Origin of the sequence: Pseudoalteromonas sp. M8 (assembly GCF_018141365.1) — a bacterium.
In the GTDB taxonomy this organism is placed as follows: Bacteria; Pseudomonadota; Gammaproteobacteria; order Enterobacterales; family Alteromonadaceae; genus Pseudoalteromonas.
Genome location: NZ_CP047240.1, coordinates 2599015 through 2621869, shown reverse-complemented (window position 1 = coordinate 2621869; position 22855 = coordinate 2599015). Strand labels below are relative to the sequence as shown.

24 protein-coding genes are annotated in these 22855 nt (G+C 42.5%); 6 read left to right on the top strand and 18 right to left on the bottom strand.

What is annotated here, in order from left to right; all coding sequences use genetic code 11:
• Positions 1-8: 8 nt before the first annotated feature.
• The gene (locus GSF13_RS16365) at positions 9-980 is read right to left on the bottom strand and encodes a LysR substrate-binding domain-containing protein (protein ID WP_010605058.1); all 972 of its coding nucleotides are present in this window, start codon (positions 978-980) and stop codon (positions 9-11) included.
• Between the two features lie 155 nt (positions 981-1135).
• On the opposite strand from GSF13_RS16365, the gene GSF13_RS16360 reads away from it, so the two are divergent.
• Entirely contained in the window at positions 1136-2116 is a 981-nt protein-coding gene (locus tag GSF13_RS16360) for a zinc-binding dehydrogenase (RefSeq protein WP_249122689.1), read from the top strand.
• 322 nt (positions 2117-2438) lie between these two features.
• Positions 2439-3026: an ABC transporter substrate-binding protein gene (locus tag GSF13_RS16355; RefSeq protein WP_010373895.1), complete on the top strand. Its 588-nt coding sequence runs from the start codon at positions 2439-2441 to the stop codon at positions 3024-3026.
• 79 nt (positions 3027-3105) lie between these two features.
• On the opposite strand, the gene GSF13_RS16350 is transcribed toward GSF13_RS16355, so the two are convergent.
• Both GSF13_RS16350 and GSF13_RS16345 read right to left on the bottom strand, forming a co-directional pair.
• Complete coding sequence (locus GSF13_RS16350) at positions 3106-4086, bottom strand: 2-hydroxyacid dehydrogenase (protein ID WP_102056993.1); 981 nt, start codon at positions 4084-4086, stop codon at positions 3106-3108.
• On the bottom strand, positions 4052-4567 hold the full coding sequence (locus GSF13_RS16345) for a glutathione peroxidase (protein WP_010373899.1): 516 nt from the start codon (positions 4565-4567) through the stop codon (positions 4052-4054). The genes GSF13_RS16350 and GSF13_RS16345 overlap by 35 nt, the downstream gene beginning before the upstream one ends.
• A 128-nt stretch (positions 4568-4695) precedes the next feature.
• Here GSF13_RS16345 and GSF13_RS16340 point away from each other — a divergent pair, with 128 nt between their 5' ends.
• Positions 4696-5583 (top strand): NAD(P)-dependent oxidoreductase, encoded by an 888-nt coding sequence (locus GSF13_RS16340; RefSeq protein WP_029215781.1) that lies wholly within the window; start codon positions 4696-4698, stop codon positions 5581-5583.
• Positions 5584-5625: 42 nt separating this feature from the next.
• Here the strand turns inward: GSF13_RS16340 and GSF13_RS16335 are convergent, their stop codons facing one another.
• From GSF13_RS16335 to GSF13_RS16305, 7 genes are all read right to left on the bottom strand, one after another.
• The gene (locus tag GSF13_RS16335) at positions 5626-6318 is read right to left on the bottom strand and encodes a M15 family metallopeptidase (protein ID WP_102056990.1); all 693 of its coding nucleotides are present in this window, start codon (positions 6316-6318) and stop codon (positions 5626-5628) included.
• A complete protein-coding gene (dapE, locus tag GSF13_RS16330) occupies positions 6311-7438 on the bottom strand; it encodes a succinyl-diaminopimelate desuccinylase (protein WP_206470967.1) in 1128 nt (375 codons plus the stop codon). The genes GSF13_RS16335 and dapE overlap by 8 nt, the downstream gene beginning before the upstream one ends.
• On the bottom strand, positions 7438-7785 hold the full coding sequence (locus GSF13_RS16325) for an ArsC family reductase (RefSeq protein WP_010605050.1): 348 nt from the start codon (positions 7783-7785) through the stop codon (positions 7438-7440). The genes dapE and GSF13_RS16325 overlap by 1 nt, the downstream gene beginning before the upstream one ends.
• Complete coding sequence (locus GSF13_RS16320) at positions 7782-8294, bottom strand: PTS glucose transporter subunit IIA (protein WP_010605049.1); 513 nt, start codon at positions 8292-8294, stop codon at positions 7782-7784. Before GSF13_RS16320 ends, GSF13_RS16325 begins: the two co-directional genes overlap by 4 nt.
• Complete coding sequence (locus GSF13_RS16315; RefSeq protein WP_010605048.1) at positions 8291-8671, bottom strand: ACT domain-containing protein; 381 nt, start codon at positions 8669-8671, stop codon at positions 8291-8293. The genes GSF13_RS16320 and GSF13_RS16315 overlap by 4 nt, the downstream gene beginning before the upstream one ends.
• Positions 8672-8828: 157 nt before the next feature.
• Entirely contained in the window at positions 8829-10976 is a 2148-nt protein-coding gene (gene pta, locus GSF13_RS16310; RefSeq protein ID WP_211869039.1) for a phosphate acetyltransferase, read from the bottom strand.
• A 2-nt stretch (positions 10977-10978) separates the two neighbouring features.
• Positions 10979-12178, bottom strand: coding sequence for an acetate kinase (locus GSF13_RS16305; protein ID WP_211866301.1), 1200 nt, complete (start codon positions 12176-12178; stop codon positions 10979-10981).
• A 152-nt stretch (positions 12179-12330) separates the two neighbouring features.
• Here GSF13_RS16305 and yfbV point away from each other — a divergent pair, with 152 nt between their 5' ends.
• Positions 12331-12777, top strand: coding sequence for a terminus macrodomain insulation protein YfbV (gene yfbV, locus GSF13_RS16300; protein WP_010605045.1), 447 nt, complete (start codon positions 12331-12333; stop codon positions 12775-12777).
• 67 nt (positions 12778-12844) lie between these two features.
• On the opposite strand, the gene rlmA is transcribed toward yfbV, so the two are convergent.
• The 3 genes from rlmA to xthA form a co-directional block, all read right to left on the bottom strand.
• A complete protein-coding gene (gene rlmA, locus GSF13_RS16295; RefSeq protein WP_211866299.1) occupies positions 12845-13645 on the bottom strand; it encodes a 23S rRNA (guanine(745)-N(1))-methyltransferase in 801 nt (266 codons plus the stop codon).
• Positions 13642-14265, bottom strand: a complete 624-nt coding sequence (locus GSF13_RS16290; RefSeq protein ID WP_010605043.1) for an energy-coupling factor ABC transporter permease — start codon at positions 14263-14265, stop codon at positions 13642-13644. Before GSF13_RS16290 ends, rlmA begins: the two co-directional genes overlap by 4 nt.
• Positions 14266-14346: 81 nt before the next feature.
• Complete coding sequence (gene xthA, locus GSF13_RS16285) at positions 14347-15156, bottom strand: exodeoxyribonuclease III (protein ID WP_010605042.1); 810 nt, start codon at positions 15154-15156, stop codon at positions 14347-14349.
• 265 nt (positions 15157-15421) lie between these two features.
• Between xthA and GSF13_RS16280 the strand changes: the two genes are divergently transcribed.
• Entirely contained in the window at positions 15422-15856 is a 435-nt protein-coding gene (locus tag GSF13_RS16280; RefSeq protein ID WP_010605041.1) for a hypothetical protein, read from the top strand.
• 39 nt (positions 15857-15895) lie between these two features.
• Here the strand turns inward: GSF13_RS16280 and GSF13_RS16275 are convergent, their stop codons facing one another.
• Entirely contained in the window at positions 15896-16180 is a 285-nt protein-coding gene (locus tag GSF13_RS16275) for a hypothetical protein (protein WP_010605040.1), read from the bottom strand.
• A 148-nt stretch (positions 16181-16328) separates the two neighbouring features.
• The gene (locus GSF13_RS16270; RefSeq protein ID WP_211866297.1) at positions 16329-17141 is read right to left on the bottom strand and encodes a hypothetical protein; all 813 of its coding nucleotides are present in this window, start codon (positions 17139-17141) and stop codon (positions 16329-16331) included.
• A 281-nt stretch (positions 17142-17422) separates the two neighbouring features.
• Between GSF13_RS16270 and GSF13_RS16265 the strand changes: the two genes are divergently transcribed.
• Complete coding sequence (locus GSF13_RS16265) at positions 17423-18658, top strand: DEAD/DEAH box helicase (RefSeq protein WP_211866295.1); 1236 nt, start codon at positions 17423-17425, stop codon at positions 18656-18658.
• Between the two features lie 67 nt (positions 18659-18725).
• Here GSF13_RS16265 and GSF13_RS16260 read toward each other — a convergent pair whose 3' ends face one another.
• The 3 genes from GSF13_RS16260 to GSF13_RS16250 form a co-directional block, all read right to left on the bottom strand.
• Positions 18726-19106 (bottom strand): diacylglycerol kinase, encoded by a 381-nt coding sequence (locus GSF13_RS16260; protein WP_010605037.1) that lies wholly within the window; start codon positions 19104-19106, stop codon positions 18726-18728.
• Entirely contained in the window at positions 19096-20739 is a 1644-nt protein-coding gene (locus tag GSF13_RS16255) for a phosphoethanolamine--lipid A transferase (RefSeq protein ID WP_211866293.1), read from the bottom strand. The genes GSF13_RS16260 and GSF13_RS16255 overlap by 11 nt, the downstream gene beginning before the upstream one ends.
• Positions 20740-20814: 75 nt before the next feature.
• A complete protein-coding gene (locus tag GSF13_RS16250) occupies positions 20815-22758 on the bottom strand; it encodes an LTA synthase family protein (RefSeq protein ID WP_227387051.1) in 1944 nt (647 codons plus the stop codon).
• Positions 22759-22855 lie beyond the last annotated feature (97 nt).

The window sequence follows — 22855 nt, the reverse complement described above, 5'->3', positions numbered from 1 at the left end:
ACTGTCGACTAGAAAGTTAACATCGGCTTAGGTGGGATAAAACCGTACATTTGTTCAAATCCAGGGATCTCTGTTTCCCATATTGGGGTTTCTTCACCGATATATGCACGGAATGCATCAAGGAACAGCCTAGTTCTGACTGGTAAATCACGATGAGGATAGAGCGCATACATCGCAGCAAAATCGACCAGTTTTGTGTTAGTTAAAATCGGTTGTAATTTGCCTTCAGTAATTTCTTTACCGACTAGAAAGGCTGGTGCAACAATATAACAGGTACCAGACAGCACACTTTCCATCAATGTATCTCCGTCGTTGGTTCTGAAGATACTCTTTACAGGCATTTGCTGCTCGATGCCTTGCTCGTCTTGATAGGTGATACTGGTAAACCTTAACGCATCACTGGCGTAGGTTGCTGCAGGTAATTCGCTGAGCTCCTCAAGCGAGTTTGGCGTGCCATGAGTTTTTAAGAACGTCGGGCTTGCTAATATGAGCAATCGATTGCGTGCAATTCTGCGGGCGATAAGTGATGAATCTTTCGGCTCGCCGACACGAAAAGCTAAATCAAAACCTTCACCCACTAAGTCCACGAGCCTATCTTCAAGCCTAAGCTCAACTTCAACATGAGGAAAACGTTTTTGAAAGTCATTGATAACAGGTTGTACGTAGCGTCGACCTACCACAGTAGAGCTGGCAATTTTAAGCAAACCTTTAGGCTCGGTGTGATAATTCTGTGCGATGCGCTGAGTGTCGTTTAGTAGCAGCCTTAGCTCTTCTGCTTTTTTCACCATCTCGGAACCTGCAGAGGTGAGCGAAAAGGAACGAGTCGTACGATTCATTAATCTTACACCGAGTTCTTCTTCCAGCTTGGTCATCTGCTTAGAAATGACAGAGCGATCGATATTTCTCAGTTGTGCGGCACTGGCAAAGGAACCACGTTCCACAACGTCTAAAAAGATTAATAATCTGCTGCTAATATCCATAATGCGAGAAAGTTCACTAAGACTGATGCCATTGTGACACTAAACAATTGGAATTGCGAGGGGCATATTTACACTAATAAAGTTGTGGCAACATGCTAACAATGGTTTAATGAATTTAGTCTCACTACTTTATTTTTAACCTAACGCAAAGGCATATGATGAAAGCAGTCCGATTCAATCACACAAATGGACTTACCTTCGAGCAGGGAGAAATTAACTTACCTGAGGCAACCGATGATCAAGTCTTGGTCAAAGTTGAATACGTTGGTTTAAGCTTTATCGATACCAAAGTGGCCAATTGTCCCTGTGAAGAAACACCGAATAGAGTGTTTGGTGTGGATGCTGTGGGTGTTGTGGAAAAAGCATGTAAAACGGGATTTCCAGAACCAGGTACGCGGGTTTTTTGGCATGGAGACATTCGAGAGCAAGGCACGATGAGTGAATTTGCCTTGGTGCCAAGTCACGCACTTACTGTACTACCAGAAAATGTTGATGGTAAGCTCGCCTCAGCGGCAATCGCACCTGCTATGTGTGCATTGATTGCGCTATTTAAGCTTCAACTGAATACAGGTGATACGATTTTAATCGAATCAGCTCATCATCCAGTTGGCCAAATGGCAATACAATTTGCCAAACAGGTGGGGCTTGGGGTGGCGGCATGTTCCGAGTCTAAATATAAAAAGCTGCTTGAAAAGCTCGGTGCAGATCTCGTGTATACCCAGTCTGACTTTGCCGGCTTAGCCGATGCTCTGCAGCTTCATTTTGGCGCAGCAGAGGTGCAAGGCGCACTAGATTTAACAGGTACACATACCCAACAATTGATTGCGCATTTGATATTTTGTGGTCGAGTAAGTTGCTTAGCGGGATTACCTGCTATTGAGCAACACCTCTTAATGAAGAAAGCGCCAAACATAGGCATTGTTTCTTTGTGTGGTAGTTGGCTTTCTAATAGTGTTTGTGCGCAGCAGAGAATGGCATTTATTGGCAATACTCTGGCTGAAAAGCTTGAAAAAAATGAAATTACTTTGCAGCAACTTGAATCAATTTCACCGCAGCATGATGCGATAATTGAAACGCTGAAAAAGCTAGAAAGCAACGATAACATCACGTTTTTTGCGGCAGATATGAAACTGTAGTCCCCACTAGCAACAATAATTTATCCCCTTTACGCAACAATACTGAGCTTGGCTACATTCGCTAGGCTCAGCGTCCAAATAAATTGATACAATTTCTGACATTTTTCATCGCTTGAACACCGTATACTTCCCTTCAGACCTCGCCATGAAGGGAATACGCCTTTCCTTTACGACTTCATAAAGAGTCATTGTCATCGTAAGGCGAAATTTTACATTGCGTTAATTGATGTCGGAGGGGCATCAATTTGGTGCGAATTGATATGTTTATTTGCACTCGTCAAATTGGATAGACTAGTGTCATCAGTTTAATAAGGATTAAACAATGAAAAAGTTACTTGTTATTTTCAGTTTTCTCATCTTCTCAGGTGTCGCGTTTGCGAATGACACACCTTATGAATTAATTAACCAAGTTGGCGATAAGCTATTTGCTGATATAAAAACGGTTAATCAAGATGGCAAAGCAACTGAAACTCAGATGAAGGGCATAGTACGTAGTCGCTTGATGCCACACATCGATGTGAAGTTTGTATCTTTTAAATTGCTTGGTAAACATATTAAAGGGCTAAAAAGAGACGAAGCCATCGAGTTTATTGGTGCGGTTGATAACTATCTTGTATCTACCTACGCTAATGCACTTTTACAGTACAAAGGCCAAGACGTATTGTTTGAAGAGTTACCAGTTTCTGATGGTGCTGATTTTGCGACGGTAAAGGTGGTAATAAGAGAGCAATCAAAACCAGATATAGACATGCATTTTAAGTTTCGTCAAAGCAAAGATGGAGACTGGAAAGTGTATGACATGGTTGCTGAGGGTATTTCTTTATTGAGCGCTAAGCAAAAAGAAATCACGATGAGAATCTCAGAAGTAGGTTTGGCTCAGGTTACGGCTGAATTGAAGAGTAAAGCATAAATCAAATTACTTCCCCCCGACTTTGAAGTAACCAAAAGAGCACATCATGGCTGATATGCTCTTTTTTTGGTTTCTGAAATCAGACTACTTGGTTTGTCAGTGGCCTTTCAAGTCTTGCTGCGTCGAGGTTTTCACAGGTTATTGTTGCAATCTGTTTTAGTGCTTCTTTGGTAAAAAAACCTTGATGTCCAGTAACTAGCACATTGGGGAAGCTAACCAAACGCGAGAAAACATCGTCTTGAATTATTTCTTCACTGTGGTTTTTAAAAAATAGCTCTGACTCTTGCTCATATACATCTAAGCCGAGGTAACCGAGTCGTTTAGACTTAAGCGCGGCGATACAGGCTTTGCTATCTAACAGGGCGCCTCTACTAGTGTTAATAAGCATGACACCCGCTTTCATTTTGGCAAACGCAGCATCATCAATAATATGATGAGTATGTTCATTAAGCGGACAGTGTAGGCTAATAATATCCGATTGCGCCAGTAAGATATCTAGAGAGACCAAGGTATAAGGACCTTCCCCTATGTTTGGGTCATAAACTAGGACATTGGCACCAAAGCCGTTTAAGATACTGACTAAGGCTTGGCCAATTTTGCCACAGCCGATGATACCAACCGTTTTATTGTAAATATTAAAACCGAGTAAGCCGTTGAGATCAAAATTATCTTCTCGAACTCGATTGTAGGCCTTATGTGTCTTGCGGCTGAGCGTTAGCATCAACGCGATACAGTGTTCTGCAACCGCTTCTGGGCTGTAGGCTGGAACACGGACAACCTTTATGTCACGCTGTTTTGCCTGTTGAATATCAACGTTATTGAAACCTGCGCAGCGTAGGGCGATGGTTTTAACGCCATAGTCAGCCAGTTTATCAATCACTTGTGCATTTACAGTATCGTTTACAAATACACAAACCGCGTCATAGTGCTGACACAGCGAAACCGTTTTTTCATTGAGTGACTCACTAATAAAACTTATTTCAAGTTCTGAGTAGGTATTTACGGCTTGCTCAAAAAACGGCACTTCATAGTTTTGCGAACTGAATAGGGCGATTCTCATGATTAATGTGGCTCTCTATCACTGACTTAAGCGTTTCTGGTTTTGTTCTTGGGGCATATCTTGATACTAGCATGCCTTCAGAGTTTATTAGAAACTTGGTAAAATTCCATTTAATTGCGCGGTTTTGCGCGATACCACGGGTGTGAGATTTTAAATAGCTAAATAATGGATGTGCATCAGGTCCGTTGACTTGTGTTTTAGTACAGATCTTAAAGCTTAAATTGAAATGTGTATTGTAAAACTCTTTAAGCATTTCATCTTCAAGTGGTTCATTGCGACCGAACTGATTACAAGGAAAGGCCAATACCTCAAATCCAAAAGGTTTGTATTTGCTGTATAGCTTTTCAAGTGCAGACAGTTGCGGAGCAAAGCTACATTTGCTCGCAATGTTAACGATCAATAGCGGTCTTCCCGCTAAAGACTGTAATGGCAAAACTTGGCCATCAATAAGTTGTGCACTAAAACGATAAATATTCTCCATCCTTTCAGGCTCCGTGTGATTTATTCATGTTATTCGGTATCAAAGCGGTTTTTTCATTTGCTATGACAGAGGTGGTCGGGTATAAAAACTCCATTCTTATTAAGATAACAACGAAATAGGACAGAAATATGTCAGTGAAAGTCGCATTTATAGGATTAGGCGTCATGGGGTATCCAATGGCTGGGCATTTGCAAAAGGCGGGTTACCAAGTCACGGTATACAATCGTACCACCAGCAAAGCCGAAAAATGGGCCGCTGAGTATGCTGGCAACTTTGCAGTTACACCTAAAGATGCAGCGACTGACTGTGATTTTGTGTTTATGTGTGTTGGCAATGATGACGATTTACGCTCAGTCGTATATGGCGAGAGTGGTGTGTTAGCGGGGGTAAAGCCGGGAGCGGTGATAGTTGACCATACGACAACATCTGCAAAAGTTGCCCGTGAAATAGCGCAAGAAGCCAGAAAATTACAAGTTGAATTCTTAGATGCCCCTGTATCTGGTGGTCAGGCTGGTGCAGAAAATGGCGTGTTAACGGTGATGGTTGGAGGAGGCGAAAGTACGTTTGAAAAAGCACAACCAATCATGGCCGCGTTTGCTCGCTTTAGCCAATTAATTGGAGAAGTGGGTGCTGGGCAGCTTTGTAAAATGGTCAATCAGATTTGTATCGCAGGTGTGGTACAGGGGCTCGCAGAAGGCTTACACTTTGCTAAAAAGGCGGGTCTTGATGGTGAAAAGGTAATTGAAACGATTGCTAAGGGTGCAGCTGGCTCTTGGCAAATGGAGAATCGTTATAAAACCATGTTGGCAGGCGAATATGACTTTGGTTTTGCAGTCGATTGGATGAGAAAAGATTTAGGCATTGCACTAGACGAGTCAAGAAGTAACGGCGCAAATTTGGCGCTTACAGCTTTAGTGGATCAATATTATGCGGATGTTCAAGCGCTTGGCGGCAACCGTTTTGATACCTCAAGTCTACTGGCTAGGCTTGACGCTATCCACGACAAAAACAAATAACCTTTCGTTTCTAGTCTAAGTAACTTAAGCTCGGATCAGTCGTTATGGCTGCGCTACATTGGTGATAAATTGCTGATGTAGTGCGCTGAGATTCGCCAATATTGCGCCTTTACCTTTGATATCGCTGCGTTTCAGCACGGCATCAATCGCATCAACGGACTGCAACGTGGCAAGTTTTGATGCCGTTAGCTGGTGGCTAATATGCCAAGGCTCCGCAGCAACTCCCCCTCGATAGCAATCATAAGGCCGGTAGAAACCAAAAGTTGCTAAATGCGCATCAAGCCACAGTGAAAATTCGTGCTGATGTCCATCTTGCTGGTATTCCCATGGTTCTAGTTGTAGTGATTGTCCTGTCGGTACAAGGTTTTTGGCGAACACATCCAGATCAGTACCCAAATGGTGGCGGCTAGCACTAGGTAGGGCGGAGAACAACATAATTGCTTTTACTTTGTCGATGTCTGAGAGGTTGCTCAGTTCTACCTCTTGGTTAGAGATATCAAAAACAGGACGGCGCATCGCAAACTTGCTATTCCAAATCGCTTTTTGCCTTTCAAACCCTCGATATGCGGACGCCATGTAGAATTCAAAACCTGCCTTTTTTGCAGCTTGTGAGAGGGCGTTGAGATCGGAAACGATTGCGCTATGCACATGGCGGCCATGGTAAAAAACCAGATGTGATTCATTAACGCCACAAGCGCTGCATTCAGCGCTTGTAAGCATATAGCGGCTAGGCAAGTAACTTCTCCAAGATCTTTTCATAGACTAAGGCCAATTGATCTAAGTCTTTGCAACTCACGCATTCATCGACTTGATGGATTGTGGCATTAATTGGACCAAGCTCAATTACTTTACATCCCGTTTGGGCAATAAATCGGCCATCAGATGTGCCACCTGAAGTTTCCGGTGTGGTTTGCATTCCCGTCACTTCTTTGATGGCTGCAATCGTCACATCGAGCAATGGGCCTGGCTCTGTTAAAAACGGTAGCCCATTCAGTATCCAATTAAGCTCATAATCAAGTTGATGCTTGTCTAAAATTGCAATAACACGTTGTTTGAGCTCATCGGCTGTAACTTCAGTGCTAAAGCGAAAGTTAAACTGTACTTGCAAAGAGCCCGGTATCACATTGCCAGCTCCAGTTCCGCCATTGATATTGGACACTTGGAAGCTTGTTGCGGGGAAAAATGCATTCCCTTGATCCCACTCGGTTTGACTGAGTTCAGCAATCGCCGCCGCAGACAAGTGAATGGGGTTTTTAGCGAGATGAGGGTAGGCTACGTGACCTTGTTTTCCAATCACTTTTAGGTGTCCGGTGAGTGAACCGCGACGACCATTTTTTACTACGTCGCCAAGCTCATGACGTGATGAAGGTTCACCAACCAAGCACATATCAATTTTTTCGTTTCGGGCTTCTAATAAATCTACAACTCGAGTTGTGCCGTTCACGAAAGGACCTTCCTCATCAGAGGTTATCAAAAAAGACAATGACCCTTTGTGGTTGGGGTGTTTTTCGATAAACCTTTCCGTTGCCACGACCATAGCTGCAAGTGAACCTTTCATGTCAGCAGCTCCGCGGCCATGTAACATGTCATTTTCAATCACTGCAGCAAATGGCGGGTGCTGCCATTGACTCTCGTCACCAACCGGTACTACATCTGTGTGTCCAGCAAAGCAAAAATGTGGTCCGCTGTCGCCTTTTCGTGCCCACGTGTTGAGCGTATCAACAAAGAAGTGTTCTTCGATGGTAAAGCCAAGCTTTGCCAAGCGTTCATTTATTAATTGTTGGCAACCAGCATCATCAGGTGTAACAGAAGCCCTTTGGATCAGAGCTTGAGCGAGCTTAACTACTTCGCTCATTAGGCAAAAATCTCATCATACTGTGCAGCTTTAAAACCCAAGTGATATTGACCTTGGTACTGCAAAATAGGACGTTTTATCATGGCTGGTGTCGCCAAAAGGTGTTGTTTCGCTGACTGCGCATCGAGATTTTGTTTTTGTTCTTCACTAAGAGCTCGGTATGTGGTCCCGCGTTTGTTTAACACGTTTTCCCAGCCAAGTTGGTCAATAAAAGCGGTGAGTAGAGCTTCGTCTAATCCATCTTTGCGGTAGTCGTGAAAGGTGAATTCGATATTGTTGTCTTGAAGATATTTTTTGGCTTTTTTAATGGTATCGCAGTTGCTGATCCCATACATTGTGATTGTCATAAAGCACACGCCCTTGCAATTGTGATTATCGGCTCTTTGGCCGCAGATACTTGTTTTAAAGGATAATAACACGCACCAAGCTTTTGTGCATTGAGTAGCACAATGGCGGCCATGGTTTTTGCTTCACTGAGTGGAATATCAAAAAAGCATAGCGGCTCTCCAAGCTTTACCGTGGTTTTGCCAAAGCTGTTTGCTTTGAGATATTCGGGTTTGGCAAACTCATTGCCGATTTCTAAGCTCAGTAACATTTTTAAGCCGTTATTGGCGTGTAAAATGTATTCGCAGTTATTTTTTCTGATCTGGATTAGTTTTCCGTTACAAGGAGATAGCAGCAAAGGCACGCGCATTTGTACACAAACACCAATCCCTAACATACCTGACGCAATCGCCGCGTTTGGGTGCGCACTTAGCGGTAAGACTTTACCAGAAAAGGGACTTGGAATATGGGCAATAGGGTTTGCGATTTGGGATATTGGCCGATATTGGATTGGTGGTGAGAGTTCAATCAAAGTAATAAATATCCATCTTTTTTAAGTGCTTGCATCGCTTGCTGGATTTGGCTTTCTTTTACCAGAATGTAATCGGTATCGTACGTTGATAAGGTAAAAATAGAGACGTTGGACTTTGCTAGCACACCAGAAATATTGGCCATAATTCCCGTAAGCGAAAACCCCAGCGGGCCCACGACTTCCAATGCTCTCCAATGACTTTCAGCCGCGAGGCTACTGACTGCGATATCTGACGCGCAAACTATAGAGAGTTCATCCTCAGTTTTGGCAATAAAAAAGATTTCACTGTTTAACACTGCTTGTGGAACAGCGTCATCGCAATCCAAGCTATGTATCGTAAATTCTTGTTTGAGCAATTGCAGCGTTTGCTTTGACATTACCAACCCTTGTTTTTGGAAAAATACCAATTGGTATAATTCATAGTATAGCGAAGTCAATTTAAAGACCAGAGCGTTCGCCTGAATTCTAGGCAAAAGAAAGGATTAGTGAGATGAAAAAGAAAAGGGCTCATGCATTGAGCCCTTGGTATAAAGATTATTCTTCGATTTGTGTTGCCTGAATAGCAGTCAAGGCAATGGTGTATACTATGTCATCAACCAAAGCCCCGCGGCTTAGGTCGTTAACAGGCTTACGCATACCTTGTAACATAGGTCCGATGCTAACAAGTTCAGCACTTCGCTGCACCGCCTTGTATGTGGTGTTACCTGTATTTAAATCTGGGAAGACAAATACCGTTGCTTTACCAGCGACTTTGCTGTTTGGCGCTTTTTTACGTGCGACATTTTCCATAATGGCGGCATCATATTGCAGCGGCCCGTCAATATCGAGATCAGGGCGTTTCTTTTGTGCGATCTCGGTGGCTTCACGCACTTTTTCTACATCTGCACCTTGTCCAGATGTTCCTGTGCTGTAGCTGATCATGGCAACGCGAGGTTCAATGCCGAATGCTGCAGCGGAATCTGCAGATTGAATTGCAATATCGGCTAACTGTTCTGCCGTTGGATCAGGGTTAATTGCACAGTCACCGTATACTAGCACTTGGTCCGGTAGCAGCATGAAAAATACTGAGCTTACCAACGACGCGCCTGGTGCCGTTTTGATTAACTGCAGGGGTGGGCGAATAGTATTGGCGGTGGTATTTACCGCACCAGATACTAAGCCATCAACTTGGCCTTCGGCTAACATCATGGTGCCGAGCACGACGTTATCTTGCAGTTGCTCTGCCGCAACGACCTCGGTTAGGCCTTTGTTTTTACGTAGCTCAACCATAGGCGCAATGTACTTTTTCAGCTCTTCTTCAGGAGATAAGATAGTCACGTTTTCATTAAGCTCAACACCTTGTTGCTGTGCGATACGTTCAATCTCTTCTCTATCTCCAAGCAGTACGGTTTTAGCGATATTTCGCGCACCACAGATAGCAGCCGCTTTAATTGTTCTCGGCTCATTACCTTCAGGCAGCACAATGGTTTTGCTTGCACGTCTAGCTAAATCAGTCAGCAGGTAACGAAACGCAGGAGGGGAGAGTTTGCGGGTTTTTGCGACCCCTTTGGCCAAACTTTCCAGCCACTCGCTATCGATGTGACGGGCGTTGTGCTGCTTTACGCGCTCGATGCGCTGCTCGTCATCGCTGGGTACTTCCATATTGAAATTGTGTAATAGCAAAGAAGTGCGCCAAGTATCAGCCTCAGTAGCAAGGATAGGTAGACCTGTATCCATCGCTTGCTCACATAAGGTCATGATCTTCTCTTCTGGTTTGAATCCACCAGTTAACAAGATAGCGCCAATCTTGGTGCCATTCATGGCCGATAAACACGCAGCGACTAAGATATCTGAACGATCGCCAGGAGTAACTAACAGGGCACCTGGCGTAAAGTGGTTAAGAATGTTCGATACCGTTCTTGCACAAAAAGTAACACGGCGCAGACGACGGTGCTCCATATCACCCGCATTGATGATTTCGGCTTTTAAATAATTGCTTAAGTCGATAACTCGCGGCGCTACTAAGTCAAAGTCCCATGGTATGGCACCTAAAAGTTGAAATGGGTGTTTTCTGAAAATAGGTAGCGATGCCAAACGATTCATCTCGTTTTCAAGTTCTTCTGGTTTGTATTGATCAACCAGATCGGCGCGCGCTCTGCCATCTTCATCCAGCGGTGCATTCACTTTATTGAAAATACACCCCAATACGCGAGGGTGGTTTACACCGCCATAATTGCCAGCAGCAATCTCTAAGCGGTCTTCAAGCTCGTCGATAGAGTCATTACCCGGCGTTAAGACAAACACGATATCTGCACCTAGTGTTTGCGCAATCTCGCGGTTTACACGGCCAGCGTAAGGTTGACGACGGGTAGGAACCATTCCTTCAATGATGGCAACTTCATCGTCTTGTACTGTGCCTTCAAAGCGCTCCACAATTTCTTCCAACAAATCATCGCCTTTACCATCACCTATCATTTGCTCAGCGTAGCTCAGCCCAAACGGCGTGGGTGGGGCAATAGTAGAACCTTGCTGAACGATGAGTGTTGACTTTTCAGGGCCGACTTCATCTTTGCGAGGTTGTGCAATTGGCTTAAAGAAGTTTACTTTTACCGCTTTTTGTTCCAGTGCTCGGACGATTCCTACAGACACCGACGTCAAACCAACGCCCGTAGAAATGGGAATAAGCATAATACGACGACCCATCATTACACTCCTTCAGCAAGCGTAGCTGCGTCGTTGGCAATCACCCACTCTTCGTTGGTTGGGATGACTATAGCGACAGGAGAGTGAGACTCATCAGTGATCACACCTTGATTACCAAAGCGTGCGTTGAGGTTACGCGCTTTATTGATATGCATGCCAAGGAAGTTAAGCTGGTTCACTACTTTTTCACGGATAACATCAGAGTTTTCGCCAATTCCACCGGTAAATACAAGTGCATCTAAACCGTTTAGTGGTACCAAGAAGCTAGCAATTTGTTTGGCTAAACGATAACAGAAAATATCCAGCGCCAGTGTTGCTTGAGGGTGGTTTTCCTGCGCTGCTTCTTCGATAGTACGGCAATCGTTAGAAAGCTCACTAATCCCTAAAAGGCCACTTTGTTTATTCAACAAGGTGTCAATTTGCTGTGTTGAATAGTTAAGGTGATTAACTAAAAACGAGAATAAGCCCGGATCAATATCACCACTTCGGGTGCCCATCACTAGACCCTCTAATGGAGTTAAGCCCATGCTGGTGTCCACCGATTTACCGTCTTTAATTGCGGTAACGGAACAACCATTGCCTAAGTGTGCGGTAATAATACGAGATGGCTTATCTTTTAAGCCTAAAATCTCGATGGCCTGCGCCGATACATAAGCATGGCTGGTGCCGTGGAAACCGTAACGTCTAACACCATGCTCACGATATAGTGAATAGGGTAGAGCATAAAGGTACGCTGTTTGATCCATACTTTGATGGAAAGCCGTATCAAAGACAGCAATTTGCGGTAGATGCGCAAATGCGGCTTGAGCTGCGCGGATCCCTAGTAGGTTAGCTGGATTATGTAAAGGTGCCAGACTAGCCGTTTCTTGGATAGCATTTATAACGGAGTCATCGATAATGACAGATTGTGTAAAGCGCTCACCGCCGTGTACCACGCGGTGGCCGACAGCGACAAGATTTGCGTCTAACGCGAGATCTTTGATGAGTTTTACAAGCGTTGTGATCGCAACTTGGTGCGCATCACCACTATTGAGGGGCACGATTTCCTTGTTGCCTTGGAACTTATATTTAATTTGTGGTGATTGTTCAGCTAGGCGTTCAGCCAGACCTGATAATATCTCCTCTCCCGTTGCGTTATCGATGATTGCAAACTTAAGACTGGAGCTTCCACAATTAAGAACCAAAACATGCTGAGATGACATAATGACTTTCCGTTTTGACAATAACAGTTATTGCGTATTAAGCTTAAAGCTATAGCGCATATAAGCTACGCATTTAGACTAAGGTATAGTTGACAGTAAAGACGTCGATTTTACCTCATTTTTTATATAAAAGTTAGCACCTAGGAGTTATGATGCAAAAAAGTCTTATTTCGCAAGTGCAACTTGGACGTCAATACTCGAAAGAGTGGCCTATGCGCAAGGAGTTAGCACCGTTGTTCCCCGAATTTAGGGTGATCAAGGCGACAGAACTTGCTTTAAATACAATGCCTATGCTGGCGGTGTTTACTCTGTTTTTGCAGACCAGCCAATTGGGTTTTCAATATCTGCCGCAAGCCATTGCGATTGCTTTATTCTTTTTATCGCTTCCTGTCCAAGGGTTATTATGGCTTGGTAAAAGAGCTGAAACGCCGTTAAATCCGGCTTTGTATTCTTGGTATACAGAACTGCATCAAAAGATGGTTGCCAATGGCTACGATGCACCCCTGTCCTCAAGAAAGCCTAGATATAGAGACTTAGCGCGATTGCTAAAAGATATGTTCGATAAAATGGACAAAGCGTTTACGCAAGAAAATCTGTAGTTTCTGTTTGCCTGCCTACCAAGCAAGTAGGCAGCGATTTGCTCATAATGGGTGAGCTGATGTAGGGTTACATGCGCTGATATTGGTTTATCAAAAACGAGAGCGTGATTTCGATATGGTCCATCTTTTGTAATCTGTCCACGTGTTGTTGCTTAAATTTCCATGCAAATGGCGTCATCATGATTAAGTGTTCAACACACTCAAATTCCATTCTGTGTGTTTGTTGTAATTTAGTCCGTTCAACCAACTCGAACCCTTGTGGTGTTTCTGGTGCCTTGTGTAGCTTTACATTGTCATAAATCAGAGACTTGAGTTCGAATAGATGGTGCTCGCCGGGTGAGACGACATACAAACTGCCTGATGGTTTGCATAGACGGGCGAGTTCTTCGGCGAACACTGGCGCAAAAATGCTCACAATCACATCTGCAAATTCATTTTCAAAAGGAGCCTCTTTGATGGAGGCTACGCTAAATTCTACTTGAGGATAGCGTTTAGCGGCATAGCGGACAGCAGGTTTTGCGATATCGACCCCGTAGACTTTGGCATTCTCGCAGCGATTTGCGATTTCATGGGTGTAAAAGCCTTCACCACACCCTAAGTCCAGCAGGGTAGCCGGCGCTTTTTCAGAGACGATTTGTGCAAGCCTATCACGTAGAAAATGATAATGATCGGTTTCGAAGAATGCCCGACGCGCCGCAACCATTTCTTGGTTGTCGCCCGGCTGTTTTGATTTCTTATTTTGCACGGGTAGTAAGTTGACATAGCCTTCTTTGGCAATATCAAATTGATGATTATTATTGCAGCTGTAGCTTGCACCACCTTGATATAAAGGCAGTTTACACAGTGGACAGCGGTAGTGGGAGATCATTTGTCTAAGTATTCCCTATCAAAAAAAGTTTTTACCCAATGTGGGCGATATGTAATGAGTAAGGTGATGGCCATGCCGTTTAACATGGCTTCAGGGAACCACATTATGACGGCAAAATGGAGATAATTGTCTGCCAACTGATACCAAGTATAGGCATCGATTGCATAATAATAGAATGCGCTTAGAAGTATCTTTAAACAGCCCACCGTACCTGCGAAAATAAATGCACAAACAAAAATATAAACGAAAAAGTGCCGCGGTAAATGATGATAGCAAAGGGCAAAAAGTCCATAGCTTAAGTAGACAGGTATCAGTGCAGTAAACAGCCAAAAATTACCAAACTCCACCAAGGTAAAAGCACTAAAGTAACTATGGACGAGGCAGGCCAAAGTTGCACTCAACGCACCCAGTCGCCAACCTAAAATTAACGTTACTGCTGTTATTCCAAGAATATGAATGTTCAGCTCAGGTAAAATGCCTGCTTTTATTTGCCACAGTAACGTGAGGATAACCGCACAACTTAATACGCCGGTTTGTCTGGCTGGTACTTGTAGTAATTGCAGGTATTCTTTGCGATGAAAACTGAGTAAAAATAACCCAAGGGCAGCGATAAACGTCACGTTTCTATCCAGTTTTTAAAATTGGTGATTTTGCTCTATGCCGAGCACTGTATTTACAGTCTCGGCGGAAAAAGCAGATGATTAAATGTCGAAAGTTGCCCAAATTGGTGCGTGATCAGAGGGCTTATCAATTCCTCTCAATTCGTAATCTATGTCACTTTCAATACATTTCGCAGTTAATGGAGCGGTTGCTAAAACCACATCTATGCGCAGACCTCGGTTATCATCAAACCCTTTTGAGCGGTAGTCAAACCACGAATACTTTTCGGTTGCATCAGGTGTCAGCACTCTAAATGTATCTTTAAAGCCCCAATCTAGCAGTGTTTTTAACCACTCGCGCTCTTCTGGTTGGAACGAGCACTTACCCGTCTTTAACCAACGCTTGCGGTTTTGCTCACCAATACCAATATCCGCATCCAATGGAGAAATATTAATATCGCCCATGACTACAAGGTTAGATTGAGGATCGGCAAAATCATTTAAGTGGGTCATGAGATCTGCATAAAATTGTCTTTTATACGGAAATTTTGTTTCATGGCTGATGTTATCACCTTGAGGGAAGTAACCATTCATAACGGTAACTTCGTTACCTGAATCACTTTCAAACGTACCGCTGATCATGCGACGTTGTGATTCATCAGTATCCGTAGCGAAGCCTTTTTGGATAGCTTTTGCAGGTTTCTTGGAGAGTAGTGCCACACCGTAATGCGCCTTTTGACCATGGAAGTAAACATGGTAGCCAAGTGCTTCTACATCGTCGATAGGAAAAGCTTCGTCATGGACTTTAATTTCTTGCAGTCCAATGACATCAGGTTGGTGTTTTTCAATCAATGCCTGTAATTGATGTAGTCTAGCTCTGAGGCCGTTTATATTAAACGAAACAATTTTCATAGCGCTCTCTTTAGATTCTTGCTGTTATTTGGCAAAGTTTATCACTTAAAAACGAGAGGGTCAGCGCTTGGGTGAAATTACTTATTTAGTCAGCTGACAAGCATGTTGGCAGTTGTTAAATTTTGCACAAGTTTAGCGAGAGGATAAAGAGGATTTTAGCTTAGTGTAAATAGATCATTAAATAACCAAAATTGCATGATTTAGCTGTTTACTTATTCGTCGTTGTAATTATAATCCGCGCCGAATCGTTCAATTGGGGTATATTATGCTTAAATCTCTCTCTTTCTTTGGTCTTGTTTCTTTGGTTTCTACAACAGCTTTCGCTTCACAGGTTGAGTTCACTCAAGCTGACGCATCACCAGCGACAAAAGTATGTGCTGTTGCAGCAGAGCAAGGTTTCAGTGCAGCACGTAAAGAAGCTGCATCACTAGGCCTATTTATTTCTCGCTTCTCACCAAGCATCCACTGTAATGGTGAAGATATTCGTGAGTTTGCAAAAGCAGCGAAGCGCTCGCAAAAGCAAGAAAAGAAAGTGGAGCTAATTGCTGAAAAGTCAGATACAGCAACTGAGTTATGCTTAGATGCAGTACGTCACGGCGTTAATCACCTACGTTTGAATAACCAACAGGTTCGCAACTTACGTTGTAACGATATGCCTGTTAAGCAATTTGTTAGAGAATTCAGAAACGCAGCAATTTAATCAAGTTGATGTGAATAGAAGGGGCGTTAAGCCCCTTTTTTATTGGTTGTTATTTAGTTTTGCATCACGGTATTTGATGTAACAAACTAAAGCTGCCAAGCCCGCAACAGGGACCGTAATCATACTTACCCAACCACCTGTGTATAAAATTGCTAGTGGCATACCAAAATCATAGCCGGCGACAATACAATCTGAGCTAGCACTTTCTGCAACATGGCAGTGAAGAATTTCAGCGATAAGCTCCGCAAGAAGTAAACCAAGCAAAGGTGTAAAGGCTATTAAGCAAAGACCTATCGTTAATAGCTTCAATCTTTGTCGTGACATGAACATTTCCTTATTAGTCATTTCAGGTGATTGTGCCCCGATAGATTAACCTAGGCTGATAATACCGATTTCACTTAGTCATGCTCAATGCCTATATGGATGTAGTGATCTCGCTTGCAAAACAGCATACCAGCCAAAAATTATTATTTTAACGTAATGAGGGTGGTGGAGTTGTACAGTCAGGAGAAAACCAAAAGTCGTCTGAGGCTGAAGTCCATTCGTCACCACATACACCTAGTTGCTCACCTTCAACATCGGCACAGGCATCGTGATTCAAGCAATCTTGGGTATATTGACCATCACCAAACATTGGACAACCCGCACCACATCTAGCTGCACAAAAGCCATGACCACCAACGATATAATTTCTTGTCTTTACAGACGAGTTGGTAATATCCCAAACAGCAGTCTTTGATTTACCCATATACGCACAGAGATCAGTCCAATCTTGTGCACTGATTTTGCTCTCTATTTGCTGATCAATTGCTTCACCTAATGGATAGGTAGATAAAAATTCGAAGAATTTTAAGAGTGCAAGTTTCGACTCCTTATCTAGAGTTGATTGGCTTTTCATAATCAAACCACTATTAAGCTCTACGTCGTGTAGCATATTCTTTATGTCGGCACGAAGTGCTGGGGTATTAATAAGAGGTTTATTATTGATATCAGTACCAGTTATCTTAACTTGTTTTTTAACTTGATTGAGTAACAAAGCATAGTGATTGCCCTGATATTTGATAGATGCGGAAATAGTATCAAGCAAGTCATTGGATACTGAAAACTCGATTGGAGAATGCATGCCTTTCTGATCAAACGACTCTGTTTTAACGCTATGTTGAGCCTGGATAACTCCTTTAATCCCGTTTTCAGTGAGATAAATTGTAGTATTATCATTCATAGCAAAGGTAAAACTAGAGAACAAAAATGCTGCCATAATGACAGTTGAAAACAGATATTTCATATTAAATCCTTTTTTAAATTAATAATCGTAATATTTAAGCAGGAGAACCTTTGGTTAACCTGGTTTACAATTTTGTTTCAATTTGGATGTTTGTCAAGTCTGAGCTATAAATAGTTTTGTTCTTTTTTATCTAATAATGAGTTGTTTGCTTTAATTAGATTCTTAAAATAGTATCAGTTAATTACCTTTACTTATTTAGCTTAATAAAACTATCTCCCAGTTTTTTCCTTACAATCCTTTGCTATAATCTGCACAATTTTGGTAATAGACACTGATCTCCAATGACATTTAGCGAGTTACAACTTCACCCTGAACTACTAAGCGCAATTACTGAGCTTGGGTTTGAGTCACCCACACCAATTCAAGAAAAGAGTATTCCACTTCTGCTCAGTGGTTGTGATTTAATTGCAAGTGCCCAAACTGGAACCGGTAAGACTGCCGCCTTCATGCTGCCGATTTTGCACTCCATGCTGATAGGCGGTGAGCAAGGTGAGAAATCGGTTAAGGCATTGATATTAACGCCGACTCGTGAGCTGGCACAGCAGGTTGCAGAGCACACTGAAAAGTTAGTGGTGAACACCAGTTTAAATGTCGTGTGCTTATATGGCGGTGCAAATATTGGCCCGCAAGAAAAGCGCTTAAGAGCGGGTGTAGACGTAGTAGTTGCGACACCTGGGCGTTTACTTGACCACCTAATCAAAGGCACATTAACACTCAAAAATATTCAACACTTGGTCTTCGATGAAGCAGATCGCATGTTAGATATGGGGTTTATGGGGGAAATTAAGCGGATCATGCGCACTATGCCGCTTAAGCGTCAAACATTGCTATTTTCAGCTACGGTTGACGATGCTGTGTTATCCCAAGTAAAGCCTTGGTTGAACGACCCTAAGCGAGTAGGAGTTGAATCCCAGAACAGCACCGCAAGCACAGTTACGCAAACTTTCTATTCGGTAGACGAAGATCGCAAACGTGAATTGATCGCCCACTTGATTGGCAAAAATAATTGGCATCAGGTACTGGTGTTTACTCGCACAAAAAATAGTGCTGATAGCTACGCAAAAGAATTGAATAAGGATGGCCTTAAAACCGCAGCGATCCACGGTGATAAGTCTCAAGGCGCGCGTGACAAAGCGCTATCTCAATTCAAATCAGGTGAAATTCGCGTCTTGGTCGCAACGGATGTAGCAGCTCGTGGCATTGACATTGACTCGCTAAACTATGTCTTCAATGCTGAGTTACCCTATGTTGCTGAAGACTATGTGCACCGTATCGGCCGTAGTGGTCGTGCTGGACAAAACGGCCAAGCCATTTCGCTTGTGAGTATTGATGAACAGTGGCTACTAGAAGAAATAGAAATTTTCTTAGATGAGCGATTTGCGCCGCAATGGCTGCCAGGCTATGAACCTGATTTAACCAAAGAGCCTAAAGACACTCGCCGTAATTCTGGTAAATCTAAGAAGCAAAGAGACAAAAAGCGTATTCTAGGAACAAGAACCAAGCGTAAAAGGAAGTAATGGCTTAGCGCTAAAGCTTATGTTTGGCTTCTCTCATCCAAACATAAGCATCATTGGCCATTAATTGCTAGTAGAGGTTTTGATATAAACAGCTGCCCCAGATGCAGATAAAAACGATAAGTGCGATCAATACGCCTGCAGAGCCCAAGTCCTTGGCAAGCCCCGACAGTGGATGGATTTCTAAACCGACTCTATCAATTGTTGCTTCAATAGCGGTATTCACTATCTCAGCAAACATCACAAACAGCGTTGCACAAAACAACATAACGCGCTCATAGAGTGAAAGTTCAAGTGTAAACAGCAAAATGATAGTAACCAGCAGTAGAATAAGCTCTTGCCGAAAGGCGGATTCATTTTTTGTGAGCCAATTAAACGCTCTAAATGAGTGTCCAAGCGCCAGCAATAGTCGTTTTGCTCCAGTTGGCTTATTGGTGTTATCAAAATGCATTAGTTTCTCCATTAGTTGCGAGTAATTGAGTTCGACAGGTTGCGAATATGTCATTTTTGGACTGATAGGTTTTCGAATTAACTTGGGTTAAGCCAATTAACGTATCGTAGATATTGTCATGAGAAAGGGGTTGCTGTTTTACAGCGTCAATGCAACCACTGTAGCTTTTATTTGTTAGGCGATTACTCCAATAAATCATCGGGATCTGGGTTTGCTCTTTAGGTGCTAGACGATATGGAAAGCCATGTAAATATAATCCGGTTTCACCAAGTGATTCGCCATGATCGGAAACATAGAGCATGTTGACTGTTTCTGCGTCTAACGAAGACAGTTGTGTAATGATTTTGTGCAACACTAAATCTGTGTAAGCGATGGTATTGTCATAGGTGTTCACTAATTCTTGAGGCGTACAATTTTGGATATCGCTACGCTGGCAATCTGGGAGGAATTTTTGCTGCGTTTTAGGGTAGCGGCGGTAATAAGTTGGGCCATGCGAGCCAATCATATGTAAGACAACAACAATATTGCTTGTTTGCGCGTTGTTTATGGTAGTCATAAGTGATGGGATTAGTACCTCATCAAAGCAATACTTACCGTCGCACAGCGGGTTATCCTTGTTAGTATCAATCCGATAATTCTCAACCCGATTACATACACCTTTACAACTACTATTATTGTCTATCCAAAACACTTCGGCGCCAGCCCTGTGGATCACATCAAGCACGTTATCTTGGCTCTGAGCAAGACGGCTATTGTAATGTGCTCTATCTAGCCGTGAAAACATACAGGGTACTGAAATTGCTGTCGCTGTGCCACAAGATGACATGTTACTGAAATATTTGATGCCGTCCTGTTTAGTGTATTCGTTAGTATCTATTTTATAGCCTCCATGTGAAAAGTTGCTTGCACGTGCAGTTTCACCAACAACGACAACGGTAATATTAGCACCTGACTTGGAAGCTAAAGCAGGTGTTTTATCTAGTAATCGAAATGGTAATGGAGGATAAAAATAGTTATCTCTCAGGTATTTATATCCTGCAATATAAAATGAAAATGGCGTGATATAGCTTGCGACTTCTTTATTGTTTCTACCAACGGAGGCATAGTTTTGATAAAAGCTAAAGGCTATCAAAGAGATGAAGGTAATTGAAACAAAATTAATGAGTATAAAGGATTTTAGCCTTTGCTTTAGTGGCTGTTTTATTTTGTTTTTTGTCATTAAATAAGCAGGGGTTAAACCCAGGGTTAGTACGAAAATAACTAGGTTTATATTTAAATATGAAAATGCTTCCCCCGTGTCTGTTTCAATAACGTTTTGCATCATGCTTTTATCAAATATGACGCCGTAGTTTATTGATGCGTATAGCAACACACTGGATAGCACAATGGTGATAAATAAAAAAGGCCGTACAAAGGTGATTAAAGAAAACCAACTAAATAGTAACAGTGTCAGGAAAAACAAAAGAATAGGGACAGACGCTAAAAATAGCCAATCGGACCACTCCTGTATTGTAGAAACATTAAAGACTTTGATAATAAATAGGCTATTAAAAGCAATGGTACAATAAAGTGTGGCGAGAACCATCAGGCTGGTATAGCCTGATGGGGAGATATGTTTTAAAAATTTAAACATATCTAACTCCTGACGAGAAAATAAAAACTAAGTTATCTTTATTTTCTATAGAAATACTTAAGAGAACCTTATGCTTTACTCTTTTAATCGATAAATTTGCTCCTGATAGGCCAAATTACTAAATAATACATGAGATAGTGCTTTTTCTTTAAAATCAATGGTGTGCACTGTATTCAGCAATGGTTTTTGCATCTTAGTCGCCGTGTCATATTGCCAATAACTCACTTTGTTGCCTGGCATCAAAATGGCGGCTTTGTCATCTTCAATGTAGGCAAAATTATCGTAATATTGCATCATCGCTCTTTGCACTGGATATTGTTTGGTTAAGTCAAAACCAAGCATAGGCGTTGGGCGTTCAACCCCTATTAAAGAAAGCAAAGTGACAGGTAAATCAATTTGACTGACCAATCTTTTATCTTGTTTCTGATTAAAGTCTGAATTCAAAATAACGGCTGGAATATGAAAAGACTTAATAGGGACGGGCTCGGATCCATACACCCTGACATCATGATCTGCAACGACTAAAAAGATAGTATCTTGCCAATAACGACTTTGCTTGGCCTTATCAATAAACTTTCCGAGTGCATAGTCGGCGTACTTGATAGCGAGATCTCGCGCAGGTTTATCACTTTTATGATTTGTTGGTAACATTACTTTTCCGTCAGGAATTTCAAACGGGTCGTGATTGCTAGATGTAAAGATCAAACTAAAAAATGGCTTTTCTTCTTCACTCAGCTGAGTTAGTTCTTTATCCGCTTGATTAAACAGATCTTCGTCGCTGGCGCCCCAAGACGCAACAAATTCTGGGTTTTCAATATCATCAAAGTCAACGATACGTTGAAAGCCATTTCCTAAGAAGAAGCTTTTCATGTTATCGAAGTGGCTTTCGCCACCGTAAATAAACTGTGTGGTATAGTTTTCTTTGGCTAAAATATCCGCCAACGTACAAAACTGTTGCTGAGACTTTGAAAGCTTAACGACGGAGCGTGATGGTGAGGGTATAAAGCCGGTGATCACGGCTTCAATTCCGCGAACCGAACGGGTGCCCGTTGCGTAGAGGTTCTCCAGCCCCCAGCCTTCTTGATACAGTTTATCTAACTCTGGGGTTAGGTTTGCTCCCCCTAGCGAGCTTACAAAACGTGCGCCTAAGCTTTCCTCTAAGATAATCACTAAGTTTTTCTTTTTGCCCTGATGATATGCCGGATTAGTGGCTAGGGTAGGAAGTGTATTTGAGATAAAACCTTGTTTGTAACTTGCTTTTCTTACTGTATCAAAAACCTTTTCTTTGGATAGCGAACCATAAAGCGCACTGGCACTTCTTTCGCTGCCCATATTTTTTGCTGCGAACGCAACACTATAAGCTGAGTTGATGGTCAGCGAATTAACCAATGCATCTTGTGAGAAATAGACGGTAGCAGGGTTAAGTGGTCTATGACCCAGAGTGCCTCTTGCTAATAGCGCTAAACAGATAAGACTACAAAAAGTAGAGATAGCCATATTCCGCTTTGATGGCGCATCGTTGCTAATGCGAGGAAAATATCTCAAGGTGGTTATTAAAGCCAAAGTACATAAAAGTAGGGTCAATATCACTGTGCCCAAGTGACCACTCAACAACATTGAAATGACTTCTTTGGGGTAAATCAGATATTCAATAAATAAACGGTTTGGTCTGATGTCGTATTGCAAAATAAATGCAGGAGTTGCAGCTTCGAGTAGTAGGACAAATACAATACCCAACGCAATATACCCCGTTACTAGCGCAGTAAGTAAAGGCTTCAGTGGCTTGGGCATAAAATAGTGCGTGACCATTAACAATAAGAGTGGTATCGCGAGATATGCGATAGTACTCAAATCAACTCGTAGGCCTGATATCACAAAGGTTAAAGGATCAGAGCCTGCCATTCTCTCTAACATCCAAGTCGATAGTCCTAAACGGCTAAGCGTCAAAATCATCAACAAGGAAAGGAAAAACACCATGAAAGGTTGTGCATAAGGAGTTGAAAAGTGTACTTTGTTCATAGAATGTTAAGAATAGTTGCGTTTATCACAAGACTATCCGACGAAACTTAAGAAAAGCTTAGGAAATCCTTCGGAATTGATGAAAGTTGAAGTTCTC